Source organism: Sphingobium sp. CR28 (assembly GCF_052327305.1).
In the GTDB taxonomy this organism is placed as follows: Bacteria; Pseudomonadota; Alphaproteobacteria; order Sphingomonadales; family Sphingomonadaceae; genus Sphingobium.
Window position 1 is genome coordinate 2180790 of the sequence record NZ_CP182486.1, and the last position, 22608, is coordinate 2203397.

At 62.3% G+C, this 22608-nt stretch carries 29 protein-coding genes, 1 pseudogene and 1 riboswitch; of the genes and pseudogenes, 16 read left to right on the forward strand and 14 right to left on the reverse strand.

Translation table 11 applies throughout. The annotated features are described in order from the left end of the window. Window positions 1–53 precede the first annotated feature (53 nt). From ACNAOH_RS10415 to ACNAOH_RS10445, 7 genes are read left to right on the forward strand one after another with little or no spacing between them, the layout of a single operon-like run. Window positions 54–521 (forward strand): hypothetical protein, encoded by a 468-nt coding sequence (locus tag ACNAOH_RS10415; RefSeq protein WP_443970110.1) that lies wholly within the window; start codon window positions 54–56, stop codon window positions 519–521. Then, complete coding sequence (gene sufC, locus ACNAOH_RS10420; protein ID WP_443970111.1) at window positions 521–1267, forward strand: Fe-S cluster assembly ATPase SufC; 747 nt, start codon at window positions 521–523, stop codon at window positions 1265–1267. The genes ACNAOH_RS10415 and sufC overlap by 1 nt, the downstream gene beginning before the upstream one ends. Next, window positions 1264–1605: a hypothetical protein gene (locus tag ACNAOH_RS10425; protein WP_443970112.1), complete on the forward strand. Its 342-nt coding sequence runs from the start codon at window positions 1264–1266 to the stop codon at window positions 1603–1605. The genes sufC and ACNAOH_RS10425 overlap by 4 nt, the downstream gene beginning before the upstream one ends. Continuing rightward, window positions 1602–2342 carry a SufD family Fe-S cluster assembly protein gene (locus tag ACNAOH_RS10430; RefSeq protein ID WP_443970113.1) on the forward strand — a complete coding sequence of 247 codons (741 nt, stop codon included), beginning with the start codon at window positions 1602–1604 and terminating at the stop codon, window positions 2340–2342. Before ACNAOH_RS10425 ends, ACNAOH_RS10430 begins: the two co-directional genes overlap by 4 nt. Continuing rightward, entirely contained in the window at window positions 2339–3571 is a 1233-nt protein-coding gene (locus ACNAOH_RS10435) for a cysteine desulfurase (protein WP_443970114.1), read from the forward strand. The genes ACNAOH_RS10430 and ACNAOH_RS10435 overlap by 4 nt, the downstream gene beginning before the upstream one ends. Window positions 3572–3575: 4 nt before the next feature. Further along, on the forward strand, window positions 3576–4046 hold the full coding sequence (locus ACNAOH_RS10440) for an SUF system Fe-S cluster assembly protein (RefSeq protein ID WP_443972108.1): 471 nt from the start codon (window positions 3576–3578) through the stop codon (window positions 4044–4046). Beyond that, entirely contained in the window at window positions 4046–4411 is a 366-nt protein-coding gene (locus ACNAOH_RS10445; protein WP_443970115.1) for a HesB/IscA family protein, read from the forward strand. The genes ACNAOH_RS10440 and ACNAOH_RS10445 overlap by 1 nt, the downstream gene beginning before the upstream one ends. Before the next feature lie 84 nt (window positions 4412–4495). Here ACNAOH_RS10445 and ACNAOH_RS10450 read toward each other — a convergent pair whose 3' ends face one another. Together ACNAOH_RS10450 and ACNAOH_RS10455 are read right to left on the reverse strand one after the other, a co-directional pair. Next, window positions 4496–4858, reverse strand: a complete 363-nt coding sequence (locus ACNAOH_RS10450; protein ID WP_443970116.1) for a UrcA family protein — start codon at window positions 4856–4858, stop codon at window positions 4496–4498. Window positions 4859–5089: 231 nt separating this feature from the next. Continuing rightward, window positions 5090–5506, reverse strand: coding sequence for a COG3650 family protein (locus ACNAOH_RS10455; protein WP_443970117.1), 417 nt, complete (start codon window positions 5504–5506; stop codon window positions 5090–5092). A 309-nt stretch (window positions 5507–5815) separates the two neighbouring features. On the opposite strand from ACNAOH_RS10455, the gene ACNAOH_RS10460 reads away from it, so the two are divergent. After that, window positions 5816–6046 (forward strand): DUF2061 domain-containing protein, encoded by a 231-nt coding sequence (locus ACNAOH_RS10460; protein WP_443970118.1) that lies wholly within the window; start codon window positions 5816–5818, stop codon window positions 6044–6046. Between the two features lie 167 nt (window positions 6047–6213). On the opposite strand, the gene ACNAOH_RS10465 is transcribed toward ACNAOH_RS10460, so the two are convergent. From ACNAOH_RS10465 to ACNAOH_RS10475, 3 genes and pseudogenes are all read right to left on the reverse strand, one after another. Further along, complete coding sequence (locus ACNAOH_RS10465; RefSeq protein WP_443970119.1) at window positions 6214–6396, reverse strand: hypothetical protein; 183 nt, start codon at window positions 6394–6396, stop codon at window positions 6214–6216. Window positions 6397–6522: 126 nt separating this feature from the next. Next, entirely contained in the window at window positions 6523–6921 is a 399-nt protein-coding gene (locus ACNAOH_RS10470; protein WP_443972109.1) for a DUF4440 domain-containing protein, read from the reverse strand. A 132-nt stretch (window positions 6922–7053) separates the two neighbouring features. Continuing rightward, a pseudogene (locus ACNAOH_RS10475) lies at window positions 7054–7437 on the reverse strand (2'-5' RNA ligase family protein); the annotation flags it as partial. A 28-nt stretch (window positions 7438–7465) separates the two neighbouring features. Here ACNAOH_RS10475 and ACNAOH_RS10480 point away from each other — a divergent pair. The 3 genes from ACNAOH_RS10480 to ACNAOH_RS10490 all read left to right on the forward strand — a co-directional run bounded on the left by ACNAOH_RS10480 (window position 7466) and on the right by ACNAOH_RS10490 (window position 10316). Beyond that, window positions 7466–8176, forward strand: coding sequence for an endonuclease III domain-containing protein (locus ACNAOH_RS10480; protein ID WP_443970120.1), 711 nt, complete (start codon window positions 7466–7468; stop codon window positions 8174–8176). Between the two features lie 165 nt (window positions 8177–8341). Continuing rightward, window positions 8342–9805 carry a S41 family peptidase gene (locus ACNAOH_RS10485; RefSeq protein ID WP_443970121.1) on the forward strand — a complete coding sequence of 488 codons (1464 nt, stop codon included), beginning with the start codon at window positions 8342–8344 and terminating at the stop codon, window positions 9803–9805. A gap of 70 nt (window positions 9806–9875) precedes the next feature. Beyond that, on the forward strand, window positions 9876–10316 hold the full coding sequence (locus ACNAOH_RS10490) for a pyridoxamine 5'-phosphate oxidase family protein (RefSeq protein ID WP_443970122.1): 441 nt from the start codon (window positions 9876–9878) through the stop codon (window positions 10314–10316). A 9-nt stretch (window positions 10317–10325) separates the two neighbouring features. Here the strand turns inward: ACNAOH_RS10490 and ACNAOH_RS10495 are convergent, their stop codons facing one another. The 4 genes from ACNAOH_RS10495 to ACNAOH_RS10510 form a co-directional block, all read right to left on the reverse strand. Further along, window positions 10326–11879, reverse strand: coding sequence for a hypothetical protein (locus tag ACNAOH_RS10495; RefSeq protein ID WP_443970123.1), 1554 nt, complete (start codon window positions 11877–11879; stop codon window positions 10326–10328). A 103-nt stretch (window positions 11880–11982) separates the two neighbouring features. Further along, entirely contained in the window at window positions 11983–12609 is a 627-nt protein-coding gene (locus ACNAOH_RS10500) for a hypothetical protein (RefSeq protein WP_443970124.1), read from the reverse strand. Between the two features lie 43 nt (window positions 12610–12652). Next, window positions 12653–13063, reverse strand: a complete 411-nt coding sequence (locus ACNAOH_RS10505) for a type II toxin-antitoxin system death-on-curing family toxin (RefSeq protein ID WP_443970125.1) — start codon at window positions 13061–13063, stop codon at window positions 12653–12655. Window positions 13064–13072: 9 nt separating this feature from the next. Then, the gene (locus ACNAOH_RS10510) at window positions 13073–13300 is read right to left on the reverse strand and encodes an AbrB/MazE/SpoVT family DNA-binding domain-containing protein (RefSeq protein WP_443970126.1); all 228 of its coding nucleotides are present in this window, start codon (window positions 13298–13300) and stop codon (window positions 13073–13075) included. A 38-nt stretch (window positions 13301–13338) separates the two neighbouring features. On the opposite strand from ACNAOH_RS10510, the gene ACNAOH_RS10515 reads away from it, so the two are divergent. The 3 genes from ACNAOH_RS10515 to ACNAOH_RS10525 are packed head-to-tail and all read left to right on the forward strand — an operon-like array spanning window position 13339 to window position 14629. After that, window positions 13339–13524, forward strand: a complete 186-nt coding sequence (locus ACNAOH_RS10515) for a type II toxin-antitoxin system YoeB family toxin (RefSeq protein ID WP_443972110.1) — start codon at window positions 13339–13341, stop codon at window positions 13522–13524. A 33-nt stretch (window positions 13525–13557) separates the two neighbouring features. Continuing rightward, on the forward strand, window positions 13558–13947 hold the full coding sequence (locus tag ACNAOH_RS10520; protein WP_443970127.1) for a DUF488 domain-containing protein: 390 nt from the start codon (window positions 13558–13560) through the stop codon (window positions 13945–13947). 58 nt (window positions 13948–14005) lie between these two features. Further along, a complete protein-coding gene (locus ACNAOH_RS10525; RefSeq protein WP_443970128.1) occupies window positions 14006–14629 on the forward strand; it encodes a hypothetical protein in 624 nt (207 codons plus the stop codon). Between the two features lie 182 nt (window positions 14630–14811). Here ACNAOH_RS10525 and thiC read toward each other — a convergent pair whose 3' ends face one another. From thiC to ACNAOH_RS10540, 3 genes are all read right to left on the reverse strand, one after another. After that, the gene (thiC, locus tag ACNAOH_RS10530; protein WP_443970129.1) at window positions 14812–16746 is read right to left on the reverse strand and encodes a phosphomethylpyrimidine synthase ThiC; all 1935 of its coding nucleotides are present in this window, start codon (window positions 16744–16746) and stop codon (window positions 14812–14814) included. A 46-nt stretch (window positions 16747–16792) separates the two neighbouring features. After that, window positions 16793–16903, reverse strand: a riboswitch (TPP riboswitch). Window positions 16904–16915: 12 nt separating this feature from the next. Beyond that, a complete protein-coding gene (locus tag ACNAOH_RS10535; RefSeq protein ID WP_443970130.1) occupies window positions 16916–17746 on the reverse strand; it encodes a MipA/OmpV family protein in 831 nt (276 codons plus the stop codon). A gap of 94 nt (window positions 17747–17840) precedes the next feature. Continuing rightward, on the reverse strand, window positions 17841–18827 hold the full coding sequence (locus ACNAOH_RS10540; protein WP_443970131.1) for a crotonase/enoyl-CoA hydratase family protein: 987 nt from the start codon (window positions 18825–18827) through the stop codon (window positions 17841–17843). 225 nt (window positions 18828–19052) lie between these two features. Here ACNAOH_RS10540 and ACNAOH_RS10545 point away from each other — a divergent pair, with 225 nt between their 5' ends. Continuing rightward, complete coding sequence (locus ACNAOH_RS10545) at window positions 19053–19235, forward strand: hypothetical protein (protein WP_443970132.1); 183 nt, start codon at window positions 19053–19055, stop codon at window positions 19233–19235. A 72-nt stretch (window positions 19236–19307) separates the two neighbouring features. Continuing rightward, window positions 19308–20480 carry a tRNA guanosine(34) transglycosylase Tgt gene (gene tgt, locus ACNAOH_RS10550; protein WP_443970133.1) on the forward strand — a complete coding sequence of 391 codons (1173 nt, stop codon included), beginning with the start codon at window positions 19308–19310 and terminating at the stop codon, window positions 20478–20480. Window positions 20481–20656: 176 nt separating this feature from the next. Here tgt and ACNAOH_RS10555 read toward each other — a convergent pair whose 3' ends face one another. Then, on the reverse strand, window positions 20657–22261 hold the full coding sequence (locus ACNAOH_RS10555) for a sensor histidine kinase (RefSeq protein WP_443970134.1): 1605 nt from the start codon (window positions 22259–22261) through the stop codon (window positions 20657–20659). A gap of 3 nt (window positions 22262–22264) precedes the next feature. Then, a complete protein-coding gene (locus ACNAOH_RS10560) occupies window positions 22265–22435 on the reverse strand; it encodes a NepR family anti-sigma factor (RefSeq protein WP_443970135.1) in 171 nt (56 codons plus the stop codon). Between the last annotated feature and the right edge of the window lie 173 nt (window positions 22436–22608).

The window sequence follows — 22608 nt, forward strand, 5'->3', positions numbered from 1 at the left end:
CCCTGAAACAAGGTCAGGGTGACCCCCGAATTCAGAAATCGAAGGACAGAGTTTTGAGCGACGAAGACGATATCCAGGATGCCCTCGCCGATTTCGCGGAGGATGTCGGCAACGGCCAGTCGTGGACGGCGGCCATTCGCATCCTCACGGAGGATTATGAACTGGAAGAGGGCGAGTTGCAGCCCCGTGCCATCAAGGACTTCGGGGATCTCGATGCCTATCAGGCCGAGTGCCGGGAAGCCCTGGCCACTGGCGACGCCGCCTTCACCGAGCGGCTGCGCACGGACAAGGCATTCCACAAGGCCAAGGCGCCTAACCTCGCCCGCATGGCGCCGGTGAGTGAGTTCGTGGTCGGCCTGCTTGAGAAAGGCGCGCCGGAGCCGGGCGCCGACTGGTGGCCCTATATGCCGATCAAGCGGCACATCGACACGCTGTTCCCGGCGCCAGGTGACGTACGCGATATGGCTTTCTGGACCGCGCGCACATTGATCCGTGCCCATGAAAGCGAAGGCGCGCACTGATGCTGACCATCGACAATCTCTCCAACGAGATCGACGGCAAGGCGATTCTCAAGGGGCTTAGCCTGTCGATCAATGCGGGCGAGATCCATGCGATCATGGGGCCGAACGGCGCGGGAAAATCCACTCTGGCCTATACGCTTGGCGGACGGCCCGGCTATGACGCAACCGCCGGGAGCGCGGTTTTCGACGGCGGGAATCTGCTGGAGATGGCACCGCACGAACGCGCCGCCGCCGGCTTGTTCCTGGGCTTTCAATATCCGGTCGAGATCCCCGGCGTTTCCAACGTGCAGTTCCTGCGTGAAGCGCTCAACAGCCAGCGCAAGGCCCGAGGCGAGGAGTCTCTCTCGGCAGCCGACTTCCTGCGGCTCGCACGCGAGAAGGCGGCGCTGCTCGGCATGGACATGGAGATGCTCAAGCGCCCTGTGAACGTGGGCTTTTCCGGTGGTGAAAAGAAGCGGGCCGAGATGGTGCAGATGGGCATATTGGACCCGAAGCTGGCGATCCTCGACGAGACCGATTCCGGCCTCGACATCGATGCGCTCAAGACCGTGGGCGCCGGCATCAATGCGATCATGCGCGCGCCGGACAAGGTTGTGCTGCTCATCACCCACTATCAGCGCCTGCTTGATTATGTGCGGCCGGACTTCGTCCACGTGCTCGCCGGAGGGCGCATCGTGCGTTCGGGTGGACCCGAACTGGCGCTGGAACTTGAGCGTGCGGGATATGCCGAGGTGATCGCAGCATGATGCTGGTAGCCGCCCTGATGCTTTTGCAAGGTTTGCCGGACGGGCCGCCGGATGAGGACCTGACCGAGGTGCAGGAAATCACGGTGATTGCGCAGAAGCTGCGTCAGATCCAGGTCGGCGTGTCGCGCGATGCACAGGGCAAGTATCAGTGCGGCGTGAGCGAGACCACCGGGCTGGTGAAGCTGGATGCGGAGCTGTGTCGAGCGACGACAAAGTGCGTTCGCAAGGGCAGGGATTCGCAGGACGATGTTCGCGCTTGTGTCGAAAAAGCCAAGCCTGGGATGATGACCCGCATTCACGACTATCTGCATGCCGAGCGGGCGGGGGCGGGCGCATGACCGTGCTGGCTCTGCCCACGCGCCGCGACGAGGCGTGGCGATACTCCGACCTTGCGGCGGCGCAGGCGCTCTGGCCCCCGGCCAGAGCAACATTGCACGAGGTGCCAGTGGGCGAAAGTCAGGCAATCGTCCTGTCGGCCGACGAAGCGGGCATTCGCGACTATCGTATCGTGCTGGAAAAGGGCGCGACCTTTACGGCGCATGTGCTCGCCCTCGGCGGCGCCCTCGGCCGCGTCAGCTTCGACGTGACATTGGCACGCGGCGCGCATTTCGAGTTGAAAGCAGCGCTCCTTGCCGGCGACGGAGAAACGGTGGAGCTGGTGACACGTGTGAACCATGCGGAACCGGACGCGACCAGCAACCAGACAGTGCGTGCCATAGCCGCAGGACGTGGGACGACGAACTATCTAGGGAAGGTCGCCGTCGCGCCCGGCGCGCAGAAGACCGATGCCTCGCAGAGCTTCAAGGCAATGCTGCTTGACCGCACGGCGAGCGCAAACGCCAAGCCAGAACTGGAGATTTTCGCGGACGACGTGAAGTGCGCCCATGGCGCGAGCGTGGGCGAACTGGATCGGGGCGCGCTCTTCTATCTGGCGTCGCGGGGGCTACCGCCATCTGCAGCAAAATCGCTGCTCCTCAAGGCGTTCATTTCGGGCCTGTTCGACGATCTGACCGACGAGAACGAGCGGGCACGCATCGATGCGGCGTCCGTCGCGCGGCTGGAGGCGCTGACATGAGCGCGATCCTTTCGCCGGAGGCACTCGATGTGCGGGGCGACTTCCCCGGTCTGGTCACCGCCGATGGACGGCCCTGGCATTATCTCGACAGCGGCGCGACGGCGCAGAAGCCGCGACAGGTCATAGAGGCGACTGCGCGGGCGATGGGCGCCGATTACGCGACCGTCCATCGCGGAGTTTATGCGCGCTCGGCCGACATGACGCTCGCCTATGAAGCGGCGCGGCGGCGGGTGGCGCGCTTCATCAATGCCACATCGGACAGCGAGATCGTGTTCGTGCGCGGCGCGACCGAGGCGATCAATCTCGTCGCGCAAAGCTGGGGCGGGGCCAATCTGAAGGCTGGCGACCGCATCCTGCTCTCGACCCTTGAGCATCACTCCAACATCGTGCCCTGGCAATTGCTGGCCGAGCGGGTCGGGGCGGCGATCGACGTTGTTCCGCTGACACTGGATGGCCGGATCGATCTGGATGCCATGGCCTCGATGATCCGCCCGGAGCACCGGCTCGTGGCGCTGGCCCATGTCTCCAATGTGCTGGGTAGCGTGCTCGATGTCCATCGCGCCGCCGATATCGCGCATGGCGCGGGCGCGCTGTTGCTGGTCGATGGCTGTCAGGCAGTGCCGAGAATGACTGTGGACGTGCAGGCGCTTGGCTGCGACTTTTATGCCTTTTCGGCTCATAAGCTCTATGGCCCCACCGGCATCGGCGTGCTCTGGGCGCGAAGTGACATCCTGCAAGACATGCCGCCCTGGCAGGGCGGGGGCTCGATGATCGACCGCGTGACCTTCGAACGTACAACTTATGCGCCTGCGCCGACCCGTTTCGAGGCCGGCACGCCCGCAATTGTTGAGGCGCTGGGGCTTGCTGCGGCCATAGATTACGTCGAGGCGATCGGCATGGAACGGATCGCAGCGCATGAAGCAGCGCTGGTTGCCCAGGCGCGAGAGCGGCTCTCCCGTATCAATGCCGTCCGCTTGTTTGGGCCGGACGATGCAGCGGGGATCATCTCCTTCGCGATGGAGGGGGTGCATCCGCACGACATCGGCACCATATTGGACGAGAGCGTTGTCGCGATCCGCGCGGGCCATCATTGCGCGCAGCCGCTGATGCGACACCTTGGCGTAGAGGCGACCGCGCGCGCGAGCTTTGGGATCTATAGCGATGAGAGCGACATCGATGCCCTGATCGCAGGGTTAGACCGGGTAAGGGCGATCTTCGCCAATGGATGACGAGATGAACGAAGAGCGGCGCATTTTGAGTGAAGACGTGGAAGCGGTGCAGACGCCGCCACGGGCGCGAGTGGCGGATGCTGGCGAGGCGACGCCGGCTCCGCGTCAGCGCGATTATCTCGACGGCTTCCTCCAGCAACAGCCCGCAAGTGTCACGCCGGGGGAACCGGGTGGCTCGGTTTATGAAGCCGTAATCGAGGCGCTGAAGGAGATTTACGATCCTGAGATCCCGGTGAACATCTATGATCTGGGCCTCATTTACGGCGTGGACGTGACCGAGGATGGCCATGCCGCTGTGACGATGACGCTGACGACACCGCATTGCCCCGTCGCTGAATCGATGCCGGGCGAAGTGGAGATGCGCGTGGGCGCGGTGCCCGGAGTGGGGCACGCCGAGGTCAATCTCGTGTGGGATCCGCCATGGGATCCGCAGAAGATGAGCGACGAGGCGAAGCTCGAGTTGGGGATGCTGTGATGACGAGCGAGACCAAGACCCGCGTCCGGCCCGCCGCTGTGACACTGACGCTCGCAGCACAGGCGCGGGTAGCGGCACTCATGGAGAAAGCGCCGGACGATGCGGTAGGCGTCAAGCTCTCGACGCCGCGCCGCGGATGTTCGGGCCTTGCCTATTCGGTTGACTATGTAAGCGAAGAGAAGGTTGCGCCCTTTGATGAGCGGATCGAGACGCCGGGTGGCATTTTCTTCATCGATGCCGCGTCAGTCCTCTATCTCATCGGGTCCGTCATGGACTGGGTGGAGGACGACTTTACGGCCGGTTTCGTCTTCAATAACCCGAATGCCAAGGGCAGTTGCGGGTGCGGCGAAAGCTTCACCGTCTAAGACAGTTCGGAATCGGCGGATCGAGGGCGGCTCTTACGGCCTGCCTCTCGATCCATTCCCGATTTCAATAGCGGCCGAAGCCGATCAGCGGATCGCGGCAGACGCCACGGTGACGCTGCGCGCGCCGGGCAGATAGCGCAGTTGGGCCTCGGCGTTCCGCTGTGCGACGTTCAGGCACGACCGCGCATCGCCCGAGTTGTCTGCCGTGGCACCCTGGCCGACATCGCACGCCTGTTGCGTGGCAAAGGCAATCCGCTGCCTGAGTGCATCGCGGCCTGTCGCACTGGAAAGATCGAGATCAGCCGTGCGGACTTCCACGGTCCGGGTGACGGAATGGCCGCTGTTTACGCGGATGTCCTGATCGGCAGCGGCAGCGCCAGTGGCGGCAAATGCAGCAACGCCAAGCGCGAATGCGCCCGCAAGCCGCGGCGAAATGAAGTTTGGCATGTCACTCTCCTGCGTGTCCGCCTGGATGTACTTGCAGCCCGGCGTGACAAAATTTGATCGGCTGAAAGCCGGCATGACTCACATGATCTGAACAAGAACCATGCTTGACTTGGCAGATAGGACAAAAAGATAAGAAAAACAACAAGGCGCTGCACAAATTCGTGGCTGCATTGCAGCATATTACTGAATAGAACAAATGATATTACTGAGCGCGATAGACCAAAACGACTATCAGGGAGCCGACGGTCCGTTGAAGGGATGCTTGTCCGACCATGCGCAGCCCGATCGGCTTTCGTCTCCGATCAGCAAGGTGGCGACGAACGGATAGGTGCGATCCGACATGCCGTCGCTGCATTCGCCCGGGGTCACAGCCAGCGTGAGAGCCCGCCCGGCATGCTCGCCGCTGAACGAAACACCGCCGCGCCCCGCGAAGCGCGAGACGGCGATCGTCTCCCCGGCGCTGTTGTCCGGCGTCTTGTAAAGAAACGCGCCGCCCTCAATTTCGCCGCTCCAGAATGGCTCCGTGCCAGTAACGTGGATGGTCTCGCCCGGCGCTATGCCAGCAAAGGGCTGAGTATCGGCGCGATTGCCCGGTGCGCCCCAGCGTTCGTCCCCGCCGCCGTGACAGGCAACCAGCGCAAGCGGCACGGAGAAAGCCGCGACCCGCGAAATCGCCCGAAAGGTTCTAAAGGTTCTAGTCCTTGGCATAAAAAAATCCCGCGTTGCGGCGTGAAGACACAGATCCGCAGAGACCGCATGCCACAGACCGTAGCGAATAGGACAGGGCGATTTCACGCCGCACGGGCATCTCGCCGCGCCTCTTTGCCAGCAAATCATCTCACGAGTTTCGCCGCGTCGCTCAGACTGAGCGAAACATTCGATTTGTAAATGATAATTAGTCGCAATAAATAAATGCTCGACCGACGCAATTCCGCTAAGGCCTGATGAGTGCCTGCCATGCCACGCGACCTTGCCAAGACCCTCACTTATCTCTCTGTCCACCTAACGGTGGGCTTCACAGTGGCTTATGTGATGACCGGTTCACTTGCGCTTGCGGGCGGCATTGCGCTCATCGAGCCCTGCATCAACGCCGTTGCCTTCTTCTTCCACGAGAAGGCGTGGAAGGCGGCGGACGCGCGGGCCAGCAATGAGGGTACGAGAGCGCCCGGCCTGTTTGGCGTGGCCTGATCCACTGCGTCCGGCAGCTGAGCGATCATCGGCGTGCGGGATGATGGGGCGGCTCTGGTGGGAGGAGCAGTTGCCCGCGGGAAGTAGCCTCCCCCATTGCGGTCTGCCGTTGAGTTCCCTCCTGAGGAGGCTCAACGCTTCAATTCAGACTGTCAGGCGCGGGCTGGTCAGCCGGCTTTGTCCTTCATGGGCTTCGGCATGGCCTGCTTCGCCTTATGTGCAGCGATATCCGCATCAATGGCCGCGATCCGCTGACGCTCGGGCGTGTCGCGTGCCAGCCCCTTGAGCCTGCAGGTTGCCCAGAGAGCCTTGCGCTCCGATTCCAGCGCCTTGAGATATAGATTGGCCATAGTGGCTCCCATGTAGCGAAGACGCGCATTAGCGGATGGCAAGGGATGAGAACAGGGGCAGTGGCGACTGTTGCTGCGCGTAATACGAGCGGCACCGGCGGGGCTGGGTGGCAATGAGCGGCGTGGTCAGCCGAGCGTGACGAAGATCTCCGCTTCGATCATCCATAGTCCGCCGATCTCCCGCCACTTGGCGGCGTAGGTTCCGAATGCGACGTGCGCTTCGCTGGCCTCCCCGTCAGCCTGCCGGGCGCTCCCGCGCCACTCGCCCTGCTCCATCGCGATCGGCTCGACGGGCGAAGGTGTGATGAGGCTGGGCGTGCGAACATAGATGAGGCGATCCGCCGCAGAAAACTCGCGCCGCCATACTTTGACCTGCGCTACACGGCCGGCAATGACGGCGCTGTCTGTGCCGGTAATCATCACGCAATCACGCGTCAGCAGAGGGCCGATCGCCGCTGCGTCTCCTTCCGCGATTGCGCGGTTGAACGCGGCGCGCCGCGCGCGAAGGGCAAGTTCGATACTCATGCGCTCCTTCATACATGAAGCGGCCAGCGACCGTGCACGATATGCGTTGTCCTGCCGACGACGCTCTCGACCAGCAGGATCTCGTCCACCAGCCGATCCGATCGGTGGCATCTTCTGAGCAGCAAACGGGTCGCCGCGATAATTGATCGTGACGTGCGGCTCGGGCGTGGTCCCGTCCATGATGGGAGCCTGACATTTGAGCAAATGATAGACCAATGCTGCCTGAAAGGCGCGGGCCTCGGCCTGCCGCACACGAGTGCGCAGCGTCACCGCCCTGCGGTTCTCGATCCTGTCGAAAAGGAGCGGGAACGCAACGCCCGAGAAGCTGTCCAGCGCGGTGATGATTGCAGGCAGCCACTCGGTCGGCTTCCCATGAAGATCGAACAGCGAAAGCAGCGTGACATGCAGCAGATCCGGCCCCCGTGCCGGATCATTGCGGGGAAGGGCGACGATCTGCGCCTGCACATCGGGCGGAGGCTTGGCCATGACATAGAGCGGATTGCGGGCGCGCATCATATCGGAATGCCTTTCCAATGTTCTTCATATGTTCTATCTTTTCGTCATGCAAGTCGCCTTCAACTTTGCCGTTGCGGACGTCGCGGGCTGGCATGCGCGACTGGCGCCGGTGGTGCTCCCACGCGTGCGGCGCTCGCCAATCGGGCAATTGGTGAAATCGATGATAAGCGCGCGGACGCGGGACGCGGTGTCCACTGCGGCCTATGACCGGCTCGTTGGCTGTTATGGCGGACCTTCGGCATTGGCATACGCGACGCCGCTGGACGTTGCGCGAACAATCGGCGACGTGACCTTCCCAGAAGCCAAGGCCGAGCAGCTGGTGACGGCGCTGCGCGAGATTGCGGCATCCGATGGCGGCTTCGCGCTCGATCATCTGGCCGACCGCCCCCTTGGCGACGCCCTGGCCTGGCTGGAGCGGCTGCCGGGTGTCGCGCGCAAGGTGTCTGCGTCCACGCTGAACGCAAGCACGCTCGGGCGACCCGTGATGATCGTGGACACGCATGTGCTCCGGGTGCTGCAACGGCTCGGGTTCGTGCCGACGACAGCGGATTACCGGGCGTGCAGCGAGGCCGTTACCGCTGCGATGCCGGACGGGACGGGCGACGATTTCCTGAGCTTTCATATCGGGCTGAAACGCCTGGGGCAAACGAAGTGCCGATGGGACATGCCCGAATGCGCCATTTGCCCGTTGGCCGGAGACTGCCCAACGGCAGAAGCCGGGCGCGGGCGGCGCCCTTAACCTCGGCTTCGTTCCTCTGTGATACTGGACGCCGGGAGGCCGATATGTGCAAGCGAATTGTCACTAAAAAAGCACAGTTTCATCGGAGTTTACACGGCCGCAACATTGGCAGATGACGGGCTCGCGATCCGCTTCTAGCCCGGGTCGCCAAGGGGGATAGCCAAGATGAAGCCGTCGCGTCTGCTGAGCCTGATTAGCGCAGTATCGTTGCTCGCGTCCTGTGGGGGCGGAGGGAGCGGCAGCGGCAGCGGCAGTGTGTCGCTGCCCGGCGGGACGGGCACGGGGAACACGCCGACCCCGACGCCGACCGCCAATGGCTGTTCTTTGCGCGAGCGGCAGGACTGGGCGGCGACGCAGTTGCGCGAATGGTATCTGTTTCCCGAGACTCTTCCCACGGGCTTGAATCCAGCCACGTATGCCAATGTGGATGACTATATTGATGCACTGACCGCGAATGCGCGGGCGCAGAACAAGGATCGGTACTTTACCTATCTGACGTCGATCGCCGAAGAGAATGCCTACTACGGTTCGGGTGCGAGCGCGGGCTTCGGCTTTCGTCTGACCTATGACTCAGTCAACCGCCGCATCTTGATTGCCGAATCCTTCGAAGGTGGGCCTGCGCTGAACGCCGGCATTGACCGGGGGGCGGAGATCGTCGCGATCGGCACTGGCCCAAGCACCATGCGCACAGTCGCTGCCATCCTTGCCACCGAAGGAACTGACGGCGTTAACAACGCGCTCGGCCCGTCGACTGTGGGCACAACCCGCGTGTTGCGTATCGTCGATGGCAGCGGCACCCGCGATCTGACTGTCGCGAAGGCCGATTATGTACTGCCGCCGGTGTCGAACCGCTATGGCGTGCGCATCCTGGACGATGGCGGCACGAAGGTCGGCTATGTGAACCTGCGCACGTTCATCGAGACCGCCGACCCAGCTCTACGCAATGCCTTCGCCCAGTTTCGCGCAGCCGGCGTCACTCGCCTGATCGTCGATTTGCGGTACAATGGTGGTGGGCTGATTTCGATCGCGGAGTTGATGGGCGATCTGATGGGCGCCAATCGCTCGACATCGGATGTGTTCAGTCAAGTCGCCTATCGCTCCGAAAAATCAGCGCAGAATAGCGTGCGCAATTTCCGGACCCAGGCGGAAGCGGTGGCGCCGATCCGCATTGCGTTCATCGGGACCGGTGGCACCGCATCGGCGAGCGAAATGGTGATCAACGCGTTCATCCCCTATCTCCACGCGAATGTCGGGCTGATCGGCACCAACACTTATGGCAAGCCGGTCGGGCAGATCGCGGTCGACCGCACCCAGTGCGACGACCGGCTGCGGGTGGTTGCGCTAGCGGTGCAGAACAGCGCGCGGCAGGGCGACTACTATAACGGTCTGGCGAGCAAGGTGGAGGCGAGCTGCCGTGCGGAGGACGATATCGCCCACGCAATGGGCGACCCGGCCGAAGCATCGACGCGTGCCGCGCTGGACTATCTGGCCGGACGCATCTGCACCCCGATAAGCGGGAGCCTGGCGACCGCGAGCGCAGAGCGGGTGGCGCTGGGCACACCCGAGACCCGGCTGCTGACTCCGGCGCGACCGAGCCCGGTGCAGCGCGAAGTGCCTGGCGCTTACTAAGCACATCTCCTCGGACCACTTGGGCGCCCCGCGCGTTTCATCCGGCGAACACAGTTAGGAGAGACGCAGGATGAGCAGGACCTTGGACGATCTGGCGCACAAGATGCGCGAGATCGATTTCGCGATGCTGGCGACGCACACGGACGGCGGGGCAATCGCCGCTCGGCCAATGAGTAACAACCGGGAAGTCGACTATAACGGCGACAGCTGGTTCTTCACCGAGGAGAGCACCCGAATGGTCTCGGACATCCAGCGTGATGCACGGGTGAGCCTCAGCTATCAGGGAACGGCGGGGCTACTCGGCATGCGTCCGTTCTTCATCGCCATCGAAGGGCAGGCCCGGCTTGTGCGGGACCGCGCGCAGTTCGCCGAGCACTGGACGAGCGGGCTGGAACGCTGGTGGCCGGACGGCATCGACACGCTCGGCCTCCTGCTCATTCAGGTGACAGGCGAGCGCCTGCACTACTGGGACGGCGAGGACGAAGGCGAGATCGTCTTGCGGACCCTGTAGTAGCGCCGCCTAGCTTCCGGCTTCAGGTGGGGCGGGCGTGTCCTCGGTCGGCCCCATCTGGTCCACGCCCTGGCCATTCCATTTGGGATCGGCCTCGATCCGCTCGACCATTTTCCGCGCTGTTTCCGCCAGTCCGCCGCCATGCGGATTATAGGCAATGGGCTGCAGCAGGGCCTTGGCGTACTCCTGCTCTCCGCTACGCAACATCTGGGTGATAACCTGCATGCGCAGGCCATAGTCGAACGGTGCCAGCTCGGCCGCGCGCTCCAGCCCCTGAACGGCGAGATCGGTCGGCGCCTTCCCTTGTTCCAGGAAGGAGCGGTAATAGTAGATGAGCGGCAAGGGGTGGTCCGGCTCAATGCGGTTCAGCGCGACGAAGGGCGCGCGCGCCTTGACGAAGGCCTCTGCATCCGTGCCCTTCCCGGCGATGCGGAAGAGCGAATAGCCCTTCTGGACATAGGCATTGGTCTGCTTGGGGTCGATCGCGATAGCCTTATCCGCCGCCGCGATCGCTTCCGCGTCATTGCCCGCGTCATGCTCGGCTTCCGCCAGTGCGGCGAGGACGGCGGCATCATCAGGAAAGCGAGCGGCCACTTCACGCGCGGTGGTGAGCACTTCGGCCGCGATCTTCTCATCCACGCCCCGCTTGGACCGGATGAGCGCCGGCATGATCGCCGCCTCGCCCGCGCTCAGGCGGGCAATCTCGACCTTGCCAGGTTTAAGATCCGTGGCCGGGATGAGATAGGCGGACATTTTTCGCAGCTTGGCATAGCTGTCGAGATTGCTTTCGAGCGTATTGAGATCGCCGAAGACTTCGATCGCCGCGTCTTTCGACGATTTACCTGATCCCATGGCCGCGAAGTAGCGCTTCATCTGGCCGCGGCGCGTCTCGTCGAAAGTGAGATAATGATAGAGCAGCCAGCTCTTGCCGTAAAAGGCGTCGTACGTCTTCTTGTCAGCTTTCTTTTCGTAGGATGTGGGATCGACCAGATCGAGCGCGGTCACATCCTTGGCGTAAAAAATCTCGCTGGCCCGCAATAACGCCGGGCGGCCGATCCAGACGCCGCCATCCTTCTCGAAACTGGCTGCCGCGAAAAACTCCGCGCCGCCTTCGTGCGCCCAGCGCGGCAGCGCCCGGGCGCTGGAGCTGATGAGGAAGTGGTGGGCATATTCATGCAGCAGAGTGAGCATCGACCAGTCCTGCAGCGTATCCTGCGAGGTGATGCTCGGCACAATGGCGATGGAGCCGCCTGCACGCGGCACATAGAAGCCGCTGAGGAATCTATTACCGCTGCCCGACAGCTTGCGGACCTGATTGGTATCGCGAACCACATAGACGGTCACACGATTGGACGGGCTGGGATCGGGCACCTGGGTGCCGGTGATGTAGGCCATCGCCGAATGGTAGCGCTCCAGCCGCTCCGAGAAGGTGCGCAGGTCACTTTCCCGATCATTGGCATAGACGACGAAGTGTGGGCTGGACGCCCGCATCCATTCGGCGCGCGCGGCGCCCGAAAAGCTGAAGCCCACAGCCAGCAACGACAAAAACGCGAAGAAACGCAAGGCACCATTCCCCCTCATGGCTTTGAGACACATTACGGACGCGAAAGGGGTTTGTTGAGAGAGAAAACGAGCGCGCCCCAAGCGGAAGTTGCCAAAGTTGGCGCTACGTTCCGTCAACTTCGGGCCGCAGACGATCCGCGAGCCTCTCGATGAGATCGCGCACGTCGCTGATCGGCCGGCGCGCGGGATCATAGGGCGGATGCTCGGGCGGAGGATCGCCGCCATCGAAGGCATGGCCGTCCTTCACGACACGCAGAAGGCACTGGGCGAGCGCCAGCGCGACGCCATCGGCATGGCCCGGCTCTGGCACCGCCGCATCGTTCCACCGGCCATAACGGCTGCGATCGCGGTAGCGCAGGAGGAACTGGGTCAGCCGCTCGTCATAATAGCGGCGCTCGCCCACCTGCTCGCCCTGATAGAAGACCGGGCGCGATACGCCGTGGATCGCGCGGCTGAGCGCGGCGTCCGAAAGACGGTTCACGGCATGATCCACCGCAGCATCCCACGCATAGCGGAAGCTCTGCGCATCGAGCCGGGCGCGTAGGCCATAAGCCGAGGTGGTGGACATGCCGACGCGGGCGCAGGCATCCGCCACGCAGCCGCATTCGGCCAGTGCCTGAATGAACGCGACCTGCCGCTCCGCCGACCAGCCATCATGTCGGGAACGGCGGATGACCGGCTCGAACGCGGGCGGATCATATTCGGGCGGAGGGGTGCGGGGCTTGGTCATCCCGCAACTGAGGCATAGTTTGCGCGATGTAGGACAGCGTTTTTCAAAGGGCTCGGGGAATGGTCCTATGATCCCGCAGCCAGTCGGCAAGCTCCGTTTCGGACAGTTCCCCGGCGGCAAGGGCGAGGACGGTCCTGATGGCATCATGAGGATCAAACGCCAGAACAATATCATTTCGTGCCAGAAAGAGCCGCGCGAGAATCCAGGCGGTGCGCTTGTTGCCATCCGCGAAAGGATGGTTGCGCGCGAGGCCGAACGCATAGGCCGCCGCGAGCGCGCAGCGATTATCCTCCCCATAGGTCCATTGATTGACCGGACGCATGAGGACCGACTCCAGCATCCCTTCGTCGCGAATACCGGACGGACCGCCATGTTCGGCCAACTGTCGATCATGAATCGCGAGGACGATGGCCCTTTCGAGCCAAACCGGCTCAGCGCGCGCATCTTCGGTCATGGAAGGCGGCTACCTGGCGAGGGTGCGCAATATGTCCCGATCATCACGCATGATCTGCTCCGCCAGCGACATCTGCGTCTCAAACTCGGGGTTGGTTGCCGTGATCCGCACGCCGTCCGGCGCTTCGGTGACGTAAAGCGTGTCACCGGGGGCCACGCGCAAGCGGGCGAGCAACTCCTTGGGCAGGATGACGCCGGCGCTGTTGCCGATCTTCGTGATCTTGAGAGGCGTGTTCATACGAACGTTATAACATGGCTGGCGCGATGAGCAAGGGCATGGGCAAGCCTGAGCCGCTGGGCGGCAATCTCTCAGGCTGGTGGTCGCGGCGGATCAGCCATGAGCATCGGCTAGCGGACGGGGAGCGGAAGCGATCGGACGCTGCAAGTGGCGCAGTGCCGGTATCATTATTATTTAGCCGACTCATTCAGAACACAATTCTGATTCATTTGCTCGCGCGTTAACTCTCGGACTGCGTGCAAGATTAAGAGGTTATTATGCTGGCGACCATTGGCTACGAGCGATCAACGCTTCCCGACTTCGTAGCTACACTCATGTTGGCTAAAATTGACACCTTGATTGATGTTCGTGAGCGAGCACAGTCTCGCAGGCCGGGATTTTCCAAGAAGGCACTCGAGCAAGCTCTGCTTAAGGCGGGAATTGGATATTTGCACCTTCCGCAGTTGGGCGATCCCAAAGACGGGAGGGAGGCTGCCCGTGCTGGTAATATGCAGCTTTTCGAAGAAATCTTTACAGCTGTAATCAATGGAGAGAAGGCAAAAGAGGCGTTGAATTTCCTCGAAGAATTGGCTTCAGAAAAAGATATATGCCTCATGTGCTTTGAGAGAGATCAAAAGCAGTGCCACCGAAAGATTGTTGCCGAGTAACTTGAGGTTCGTCTAGGTGTTAAGGCGGTACATTGGGGTGTAGTCATGGGGGCTGCTAATGTCGGTCGAGAGCGACGAGTGCTTCATACTGATCAAGGCGCAGCCGCACCGCTCTAGCAAATACTTCGAAACGGTATGTTGTGCTGGTGTAGGGCGAGATCAAACTTGGCGTAGACAATACCCGGTCCCATTTAGAATCTTATCGGAAGTGCAAAAATTCAGACGTTGGAACTGGATACGCTACAAATTTACTCGATCAAAGGATGATCCAAGGCCTGAAAGCCAAAAGGTTATTCCTGAAACGCTCGAAGTTGTCGGAAGTGTTAAGGCAGGTGAGCGGGCTTCATTTCTTGATCCGTTAGTGCGAACCTCCTTTGCGGAGGCAGATAGCCGACGGGAATCGCTGACTTTAATTCGACCTCGATCCTTTGCCCTGGAAGCGCTCGAAAAGTCCCAAGAAGAAATAACTCACGAAACATTGAAGCATAGCGAACTAGCAAATCAACTTTCCATGTTTGATGCTACAGCTAAGCCTTTAAAGCCTTGCCCAATGCGATTTATCGCTAAGTGGCGGGATCAAGACGGCAAAGATCGAACGCACGAATGTGATGACTGGGAGACATCTGCTGCGTTCAATCGTTTGAACGAGAGTATGGGCGCACCGAGGCTCTTAACGCGTTAAGAGCCAAGTACGAAGATGAGTACATGCGTGCCGGTTTAGCCCTAGGATTCAGTACCCATAAACGCCGCAATGCCGAGTTCGGAACGCAAAACCAATGGCTTCTTGTCGGAATGATCCGACTGAATGAGGTAAAGCAGACATCATTGTCATTCTGACGCTTTTGAAATGCTGTCAGCTCTTCCTCAATCCCGCTCTCTGTCGCCAGCGCCCATATACAGTTCGCGGCCGGTCTCGTGGTAGAGTTCGCTCATCTTGGCCATGCCCGCTTCGGCTGAGGCTGCGTCCAGAGGCGCCCCCCCTCCACCATTCGGCGATGCCGAATGGTCCCCCTCCCCGTTCCGGAGAGGAATTTGGGAAGCGATAAAGCTCTCCACGCCTGCATTCTGCTTTGCCGCGAAGTCACGCACCTCCTGCGTGATCTTCATCGAGCAGAATTTCGGGCCGCACATCGAGCAGAAATGCGCGGTCTTGGCGCCTTCGGCCGGCAGCGTCTGGTCGTGATATTTCTCCGCCGTGTCGGGATCGAGCGACAGGTTGAACTGGTCGCGCCAGCGGAACTCGAAGCGGGCGCGGCTCAGCGCATCGTCGCGGAGCTTGGCCGCCGGATGCCCCTTGGCGAGATCGGCGGCATGGGCGGCGAGCTTGTAGGTGACGACGCCGACCTTGACGTCGTCGCGATCGGGGAGGCCGAGATGCTCCTTGGGCGTCACGTAGCAGAGCATCGCGGTGCCGTACCAGCCGATCATCGCGGCGCCGATGCCGCTGGTGATATGGTCATAGCCCGGTGCGATATCGGTGGTGAGCGGCCCCAATGTGTAGAAGGGCGCCTCGCCGCACGCTTCGAGCTGCTTGTCCATATTCTCCTTGATCTTGTGCATCGGCACATGGCCGGGGCCTTCGATCATCACCTGCACGTCCTGCTGCCAGGCGCGGTGGGTGAGCTCGCCCAAGGTGTAGAGCTCGGCGAACTGGGCTTCGTCATTGGCGTCGGCGATCGAGCCCGGGCGCAGGCCGTCGCCCAGCGAATAGGCGATGTCATAGGCCTTCATGATCTCGGTGATCTCGTCGAACTTCTCGTAGAGGAAGCTCTCCTTGTGGTGCGCCAGGCACCATTTCGCCATGATCGAGCCGCCGCGGCTGACGATGCCGGTGACGCGCTTGGCGGTGAGCGGGACATAGGGCAGGCGGACGCCGGCATGGATGGTGAAATAGTCGACGCCCTGCTCGGCCTGCTCGATCAGCGTGTCGCGGAAGATCTCCCAGGTGAGCTCCTCGGCGATGCCGCCGACCTTTTCCAGCGCCTGGTAGATGGGCACGGTGCCGATGGGGACAGGCGAATTGCGCAGGATCCACTCGCGGGTGTCGTGGATATTGCGGCCGGTGGAGAGGTCCATGACGGTGTCCGCGCCCCAGCGGATCGACCAGACCATCTTGTCGACTTCGCTGGCGACGTCCGACGCGACGGCGGAGTTGCCGATATTGGCGTTGATCTTGACCAGGAAGTTGCGACCGATCGCCATCGGCTCGCTTTCCGGGTGATTGATGTTGTTCGGAATGATCGCGCGGCCGCGCGCGACCTCGTCGCGGACGAACTCGGGCGTCACGTAATCGGGGATTTCCGCGCCCCAATCCTGCCCGTCGCGGACATAGTCCGCGAGCCGCTCGCGACCGAGATTCTCGCGCTCCGCCACATATTCCATCTCGGGCGTGATGATGCCGCGACGCGCGTAGTGCATCTGACTGACGTTCATGCCCGGCTTCGCGCGCAGCGGGCGCTTTACGACATTGGGGAATTGGGGCACGCCCGCCGAGCGGTCCGGGCCGAGCTTGCCATTGTCCTCGGGACGCACTTCCCGCGCGTCATAGCTCTCGACATCCCCGCGCCCGACAATCCAGTCGCGGCGCAGAGCGGGGAGGCCGGCCATGATGTCGATGCGCGCATTGGGATCGGTATAGGGGCCGGACGTATCATAGACGCGCACCGGTGGCTCGCCGGAGGACGGCTCGAGATGGATCTCGCGCATCGCGACGCGGTGCTTGCCCACATGGATCTTGCGGCTGCCGCGAATGGGACCAGTGGTCACGCCGATTTCGGTGCGTGCGGGAATATCTGCCATGCGTCGCTTACTCCTCAGTGTCGGAAGAGCGAGCGGATAATCCCTTGTCGGATGGCCACTCCCTCCCTCCGCCGGTGTGAGCCGGATCAGGTTCAGCGGGTCGGGGGCTCGTGCCCCCCTCTCAACCGTCGTGACAACGGTCCCCCGGGGATGAGGCGACTATAGCAGCTTAGAACGTATAGGCCAGCCCAAGCACGCCGATCCACTGGTCGCGGCTGCCCGCGATTGAAACGACCGGCGAATCCGCGAAATCATTGAGCAGGCGGCGGTAAGTGACGCCACCGGCGATCTTCCAGCCTTTGGTGAGGTCGCCGGTCAGCGAATATCCGCCGATCAACGAAGCGGTATAGTTCTTCCAGCCGCCACGCGCGCGATATTGGGGCAGGCCGCTGGCGATGCTGCCTGCCGTATCGACGTCATAATAGGCCGCGGCATATTTGCGCTCGGCGCGTTCGCCCGACACCGAGACGGAGACAGCCGCCTTGGTCGATAGGGGCGTGAAATAGGCAATCGTTGGCTGAAGAATGCCACCGCGATGGGCGCCAGTGACGCCCTTGCGATAGCCGAGCGTGAAGCTCAGCGTATCATAATCGCTGGTGATGACGCCCCGGCGCCCGATGCCTGCATAGCCGCCCAGCTCCAGCGTGGCGGAGCGCCGGCCAAGCGCCCTGATGCGCGGATCATCGATCATGCTTGTGAAGCGGCGATTGAGATTGAGCGTCACGAGTGGGCCTGCTTGAACGATCCAGCCGGGGCCGGGATCGTCGGGAATGAGATCGACCGAAAGGCGATTGCCGGCCAAGATGAAGCCGACACCGCCGACCTGACCGATCGCGGCCGGTCCCGCGACGAGCCGATAGTCGTCAGACCCTTCGGAGTCCGGTCCATAGCTGGCTCCCAGGGCGACGGTCACGTTGTCTGACCCAGGCTGCTTCTCGGTTTGCTGCGCGACCGCAGGTGTGGCCGCCAGCAGAGCGGGCAGCAGAATAAAGGAGCGCATCCGCGTCTCGTTCCCTGTTCAGTTGATTATGGGGGAGGAACGCGCGACTGCGCGCTTTGCTCCCGATATTAAAGACGAGCCTTTGCGAAGACGGTCAGTGCGCACCGAGGCGCAGCTGAGCGCGTGCCAGACGCCGCATCATGCGCAGATCGGCAGGGGACAGGCGTAGCGCGGCCTCCACCCAGCCGTCGACGATGTCGCGCAGCTCTTCCAGCGTCATCGGATTGACCCGACGCCCGGCCTGAAAAATGCCGACGGTGCCGGCATGGCGCGGCGCGGTCTGCGCGATATAGTCGCGCACGGCCTGCTCGCCTTCGCCCTGCTCCGCCAGCACGGTGACGAGCCCCATCTCGTACATTTCCTCGGCAGAAAACACCTTGCCGGAGAGGAGCATTTTCTCGGTCTGGGCGTGGCCGATACGGCGCGAGAGAATGGAATAGGCGCCCATGCCGGGAAACAGGCCGAACAAAATCTCTGGAAGGCCGAAGCGGGCCTGCCGCTCCGCCACGATGACATCGAAGCACAACAGAGCCTCGAAGCCGCCGCCCAGCGCATCTCCCTGCGCCAGGCCAATGGAAATGACTGGCATGTGATTGGAGTGCCAGACCTTCTCGACGATTTCGACGCAGAGATGGCCATAGTGACGCAGCGTCGCGCGATCCTGCCGCTCGATGCAGTCGGCGAACATGTTGAGATCGCCGCCCAGATTGAAGATACCGGGGAAGCGGGAGCCGAGCACCATGAACTTAAGCGCCTCGGGCCGGGCGGAGAAATGCCGCTTAGCTTCGTCCTGCCAGCGCATCGTGTCACGCAGCAGACCCATATTATAATTTGGCCTGTCTTCCGGCGTGATGAACGCCCAGAGGCAGTTCAGCTCTTCCTCGAAATGGACGTTGATCTGGCCCAGATCGAACAGGCCGGTCTTGCCGGCGGGGTCAAAACCATGCGCGAGCTGGTTTTCCGGGTGATTGCCCAAAGAGCCGAAATTGACGACCACCCCAGCGGGATGCTCATTCATTTCCTGCGCGATAGTGAGCGAGCCGAGAGGTTCATCCACCCGCTCGAACGCATTTCCGTCCATGTGCGACCCCCGAGCGAATAGTTAATCTCTTTTTTATTGTTAATATGATGACTTAGTTCCCTGCAGTTGCAAACAAAAAAGAGAAATATAGATGGTTAACAGTGCTCCGGCGCTTTTCCGTATATCGGGACGAAGCGTTGAGCCGAGGCGGAAAACTGCGGTAAACCGAGCGCGCGCCTTATCTGTGTAAGGGCTGTGTTAACCTCCCTTCGCCATGAGGGGTGGGTGACCCAGCATCGTTCCCCCTATTCGAAACGCGTGACCTTCGCGATCCAGCTCGCCGACGGCACCTTGTTGCCCGTGGAAATGGAAGCCGAATCAACACGCTTCGTGGGGCGCTTTAGCCGGCTCGCTGCCTTCGGGCCGCTGGGCGCGCCAATCAGCGCGCATATCGTCGCGCGGAGCTGATTTCCGCTTCAGGTACGCGAGGGATAAGAGAAGCCTGCTTCCCTTCGCCCGCGGCCACGTTATGGCGAGGCCATGGCTTCCACTTCGACAGAACGCGTCCCCACCGACCCTAATAGCGCCCGTTTTGAGTTTTCGGTCAGCGCGCGCGACGGCAAGGCCCGCAGCGGCGCCATCAACATGCGGCGTGGCACGATCCGGACCCCGGCGTTCATGCCGGTGGGCACCGCCGGTACGGTGAAGGCCATGCGGCCTGCCGAGGTGCGGGCCAGCGGCGCCGACATCATTCTCGGCAATACCTATCACCTCATGCTGCGGCCGGGCGCCGAACGCGTCGCGGACCTAGGCGGACTGCACGCCTTTTCCGCATGGGAGCGGCCAATCCTTACCGATAGCGGCGGCTATCAGGTGATGAGCCTCTCCAAACTGGCCAAGGTGAGCGAAGACGGGGTGTCCTTCGCCAGCCATCTCGATGGATCGCGGCATATGTTGAGCCCCGAGCGCTCCATGGAAATCCAGCGCCTGCTGGGGAGCGATATCGTGATGTGCTTCGACGAACTGGTGCCGACGACGACGACGCGCGACGCGCAGGCCAAGGCAATGGAGCGCTCCATGCGCTGGGCGGCACGGTCCCGCGCCGGGTTCGACGCGGGCGAGGATCATGCTGCCCGCTCGGCACTGTTCGGCATACAACAGGGCGCGCTCGATGAAGAACTGCGCCGGCAATCCTCAGAGGCGCTCATCGACATCGGTTTCGATGGCCATGCCGTGGGTGGCCTAGCCGTGGGCGAGGGGCAGGAGGCGATGTTCGGCTGCCTCGACCATTGCGTCGATCCGCTGCCTGCGGACAAGCCGCGTTACCTCATGGGGGTGGGCAAACCGGACGATATCGTGGGCGCGGTGGAGCGCGGCATCGACATGTTCGATTGCGTACTGCCCACGCGCTCCGGGCGAAATGGTCAGGCCTTCACCTGGACCGGGCCGCTCAACATCCGCAATGCACGGTTCGCGCAGGATCGCGAGCCCCTCGACGCGCGGTGCACCTGCCCGGTGTGCGGAACATGGGAGCGGGCCTATCTTCATCATCTGGTGAAAGCCGGCGAGATGCTGGGCGCGATGCTGATGACGCAGCACAACCTCCATTTCTACCAGCAGCTGATGGCCGGGCTTCGCGGGGCGATCGAGGACGGCCGGCTGACTGCCTTCGCGAACGACTTCCGTCGGGATTATGCCTCCCGCGCATTCTAGGGCCGATCGACATTCAGCTCTGACGGTCTGCAAATAGCGCATTTCCGCGCTTCCGGTGCTCACGTACCTTAAGTACGCTGCGCGCCGGATCACGGAAATCCACGATTTTCGCCACGCCATCATCTGAATGTCGATCGGCCCTAGCGCGTTGCACCCCCCCCTGGTCCAGCGGAGAATCAGGCGATCGTCGGCACCATGATCGCGTAGCGGCCGACTTCGCCGTCCCAGACCAGTTCGCTGCGTAGCTGGCGGGAGAGGCCGCGAAGCACGCGTTCAAAGCCCTCACGCGACAGCACATCAAGCTCTGGGGATGCGCGCAGGGCAAGGGACTGGACGGAGAGCATGGCTTTCGCCGACTCCGCACCGCTTTCGACACGCCGGAGCGCCAGGCTGATGACGGCGTTGGCATCCACCCGGATGGCAAGCTCCACCAGCTCCGTGACGATGAAGGCGACCGGCATGGCCACGTCCTGATCCAGCATCAACTGATCGCAGTCCACGCGCAGCGCGAAGCCGCTGCCGATATCCGCTCCGCCACCCCGCAGGCTGGAGGCCAGCTCGCTCAGCAGGGCGGCGCCGTTGATCCCTTCATTATGCTCGATCTCCGCGAAGTGATTGCGGTGGACGACAGCGAGCGCGTCCACGCGGCGCTGGATCGAGGCGTAAGCCTGCGCCGCATCAGTGCTTTTCGCCGCGCGGCTGTGCAGACTGACCAGGCTGGTGATGATCTGGAGGTTGTTCTTGACGCGATGATGAACCTCGCGGGTCAGGCGCCGTTGACGGTCCAGACTCTCCACCATCTGCTGCTCGTGCGTCGAGACGTCCTGCGCCATTTCGCGGAAGGTCTCGCCCAGCACGTTAATCTCTTCGAACACCGGGCTCGGACGGCGGATCGGCTCGGGATCGTCGCCGGGGCGGTATGTCGCCACGGCCCGCTGCATCGCGACCAACGGCCGCACCAGCAAGCGGTGAACGCTGTACCAGGCGATCGCGGCAGTGAGGAGCCACAGGATGACCGGCAGCATCAGGAAGAGCATTGCCACGAGTGACGTGGGCGGCCGCAGGACGCTTTCGTCCATGCGGAGCCCCAGATCCATGGACGCGGTCGCTGCGACAACGTCATCGGCATTGCGCTCGGTCTTTGCGCCCAGCACGAACAGCGGATCGCTTCCCGCGTTGAGAACGATGCGCCGCTCCCTCAAATTGTCTCCGGGGGCACCAATGATCTGCGCGATTGCCTCCCGTGAATAGACCCCGACGGCATGAAGGCTGTCATCGCCCTTGGAAGTCTGGATCAGGAGGTGCTGGCGCGGGGCATCGATCGCGGCGCCCTGTGCTTTCAGCTGCTGGCTGAGGAAAATCGTCCCGGCGTTCTGGCCGGCACTAGTGCACAGGCGCTTGCCCGTGGAATCGAAAACGGCGAAGTCGATTGGCCCGGTATCGCGGTCGGACAATACTCTGGCCGCTCGCCGGCAGTTGCTGATGCCGGCATTTCCAAGCGTATCGACGAGGAAAAGCAGCGTGCGGCGGTCTTCCGCAATGGTGCGGCTCAGTTTGTTGACGCGCTGCTCGACGGAAAGCTGAAGCCGGGCGACGCGCTCCTGCTCCATCGTCCTTACTGCCTGCAACACGCCGAGCACGGCCACAGCGCCCAGCGGCAGGAATGCGATGAAGAAGAGAAGGAAAATCTTGGAAGCGGACCCGGTTCTGATTCCGAAACCCAAAAGGTCCGTGCGGCGGCGGATCAATCGACGACCGCGCGCTTGGTTTTCAACGCTCACTTGTCAGTCCAGACGGTTGAGCAAATCCATCAACTCGTCTGGAACGCCCTCACTGACGGTCTGTTGATAAGCCGAGCGCAAAACCTGTCCCACGTTCATGTCCTTGGTCTTGTCACCGCGCGGGCTACGCGCCTTGACCCTGGAGTCTTTCCCAGCCTTGATTTTTTCCGTCACCTATCGACCGCCCAGTCTTCTGCTGCCCCGCCAGACGCCGAGCTTCGACGCCATCTCATGAACGACGCACCTCCCGGCCAGGCTTAAGCACGTCGTAATGTTCACTTATTACCATCCGGCCGAGTATGAATGCGACAAGTTTCGCGCCATGTGAAACAAATTCGCCTGTCGTT